Origin of the sequence: Paraburkholderia lacunae (assembly GCF_003353175.1) — a bacterium.
Classification (GTDB): Bacteria; Pseudomonadota; Gammaproteobacteria; order Burkholderiales; family Burkholderiaceae; genus Paraburkholderia; species Paraburkholderia lacunae.
Window position 1 is genome coordinate 1 of sequence record NZ_QHKS01000079.1, and the last position, 2849, is coordinate 2849.

Consider the following 2849-nt stretch of genomic DNA (forward strand, 5'->3'; position numbering starts at 1 on the left):
CTGCGGCCGGGGTGGGTAGCGAACAGGTGACGCCGCGCGCGGCAGGCAGGCTGGGACCACGCTGGACATGCACGTCCAGCGGCCCCGTGAGGACGTGTTGGTTCCGGCGTGTCAGCCGTGTTGATTTGAGCCTCATGAGTCGTTCGGCGGTGCCCGGGGTGACGCGCCAGGCAGGAGGCATTCGACGCAGACCATGTGACCGTGTCGGCAGACCGGACAGTCGCGCAGCGATCGGCCGGTCAGCTGCGCGTAGCGGTCGCGGTAATCAGGTCTGGGTGTCAGGCGGGTTTCGACAGGCGGTGTGCCAAGCAGATGCCGGCATGCGGCAATGCGGGTCGCGCGTAACCGGTTGCTGAGCAGCCCGTAGTGGCGAATCCGTTGCAGCCCGTGCGGCAGCACGTGCAGCAGGAAGCGGCGCAGGAACTCGTGAGCGTGCAGGCGCATGACGCAGGGCTTGCCTGGATGACGGTAGTCCTTCCAGCGAAACGTCACGTGCTCGTCAGTCAGACTGAGCAGGCGGTGGTTGGAGATCGCGACGCGGTGCGTGTAGCGGCCGAGATAGTCGAGCACCTGCTGCGGACCGCCGAACGGCTCCTTGGCATAGACAACCCATTCGGTGTGACGCGGACCCGACAGATAGCGGGCAAATTCGCCCGGCTCCGACAGATGGGCCAGTGACGCGAAGAAACCCAGGGCGCCGGCATCGAATGCCTGTTGCAACCGTTCGAGAAACAGTCGCCGGAACAGGCGCGAGAGCACCCGCACGGGCAGGAAGAAACCGGGCCGGCAGGCGACCCAGCGCGTGCCGTCATCAGCAAGGCCGCCGCCCGGGACCACACAGTGCAGATGCGGATGGTGCGCCAGATTCTGCCCCCAGGTGTGAAGCAGCGCGATGAAGCCGATCGTGGCGCCGAGGTGCCTTGGATCCGCGGCGATCGTCTGCAGCGTTTCGGCGGTGGCCTGAAACAGGATGTCATAGACGGTGCGCTTGTTCTGGAATGCAATGGCCGAGATCTCCTGCGGCACGGTGAACACCACGTGGAAGTACGGGACGGGCAGCAGGTCCGCCTGACGGCGGTCAAGCCACTCAGCGCGGGCGANGTAGACGACCCACTCGGTATGACGCGGGCCCGACAGATAGCGGGCAAATTCGCCCGGCTCCGACAGATGGGCCAGTGGCGCGAAGAAACCCAGGGCGCCGGCATCGAATGCCTGTTGCAACCGTTCGAGAAACAGTCGCCGGAACAGGCGCGAGAGTACCCGCACGGGCAGGAAGAAACCGGGCCGGCAGGCGACCCAGCGCGTGCCGTCATCAGCAAGGCCGCCGCCCGGGACCACACAGTGCAGATGCGGATGGTGCGCCAGATTCTGTCCCCAGGTGTGCAGGAGCGCGATGAAGCCGATCGTGGCACCGAGGTGCCTTGGATCCGCGGCGATCGTCTGCAGCGTTTCGGCGGTGGCCTGAAACAGGATGTCGTAGACGGTGCGCTTGTTCTGGAATGCAATGGCCGAGATCTCCTGCGGCACGGTGAACACCACGTGGAAGTACGGGACTGGCAGCAGGTCCGCCTGACGGCGGTCAAGCCACTCAGCGCGGGCGAGCGACTGGCACTTCGGGCAGTGCCGGTTGCCACACGAGTTGTAGGCGATGCGCTGGTGCCCGCACGCGTCGCACTGCTCGACGTGGCCTCCCAGGGCCGCGGTGCGGCATTGTTCAATGGCGCGCATGACACGGCACTGTTCGCGGTCAAGCGAATCAGCGTAGAGATGCCGGTATGCCGGGCCGTGACGGTGCAGGATGTCCGCCAGTTCCAGCTTGGCCTTCATCGCGGCTCAGACGTGGTCAGCCGGCGTTTCGGGTGAGGTCTGCGAAGTGCCTGGGGGCAGCCGGTCGAATGGGCTGGTCGTCGCGCAGATCGTGCTGGTCGCGACCTTGAGATATTGCGCCGTGGTGGCCAGGCTGCGATGACCCATCAGTAACTGGATCATGCGTACATCGGTGCCGGATTCGAGCAGGTGCGTCGCAAATGCATGGCGCAGCGAATGCGGTGTGATGGGCTTGCTGATACCGGCACGGCGACGGGCGTCCTGGCATGCCTGTCGTACCACGCTCGCGCCCACGGGCTGATCCGGGAATCGGCCAGGAAACAGCCAGTACTGGGGGCGGCCAATGCGCCAGTAACTGCGCAGGACCTCCAGCAGACGTGGCGAGAGCATCACGTAGCGGTCGGCGTGCCCCTTGCCCTGTTCGACACGCAGCGTCATTCGCTGGCTATCGATATCGCTGACCTTCAGCCGGGTGGCCTCCGAGATGCGCAGGCCCGCGGCGTAGGCTGTCATCAGCACGGTACGATGCTTGACGCTGCGGATCGCTTCAAGAAACTGGGTGACCTCCTCCTGACTGAGGATCACCGGCAGCTTGCGTGGTCTCCTCGATCTGGGAAGCTCTTCGACGGACCAGTTGCGTTTGAGTGTGACGTTGTACAGAAACCGTAGCGCCGCAGTGGCAACGACCAGCGTGCTGGTTGAGCGTCGCTGGACCTCAATCAGGTGCACCTGCCAGGCGTGCACCTCCTCCAGACCCAGCAGATCCGGGGAACGACCGAAGTGCTCGGCAAAAGCATGCACCTGCTGGAGATAGGCGCGTTGTGTGTTGGCGGCGAGGTTGCGCACGCGCATATCCTCGGTCATGCGTCGACGTAGGGGTGTCATGGTGGACTCCGCTCAGAAGGGACGAGGCAGCAAACTGCACTGCCATCGTCCCACCCGAGGGGACACACGCCATGAACGGTGTCGAAGACGCCGCCGCCAGCCGACCACCTGCTACCGCGTCAGCGGTTTCGTTCAAC

2 protein-coding genes and 1 pseudogene are annotated in these 2849 nt (G+C 65.0%); all 3 read right to left on the minus strand.

The annotated features are described in order from the left end of the window. Positions 1–132 precede the first annotated feature (132 nt). Entirely contained in the window at positions 133–1038 is a 906-nt protein-coding gene (locus DLM46_RS40865) for an IS91 family transposase (protein ID WP_425274058.1), read from the minus strand. 63 nt (positions 1039–1101) lie between these two features. After that, positions 1102–1827 (minus strand): annotated as a pseudogene (locus tag DLM46_RS40870) (IS91 family transposase); the annotation flags it as partial. Positions 1828–1833: 6 nt separating this feature from the next. Continuing rightward, the gene (locus tag DLM46_RS38770; protein WP_115110366.1) at positions 1834–2712 is read right to left on the minus strand and encodes a tyrosine-type recombinase/integrase; all 879 of its coding nucleotides are present in this window, start codon (positions 2710–2712) and stop codon (positions 1834–1836) included. Between the last annotated feature and the right edge of the window lie 137 nt (positions 2713–2849).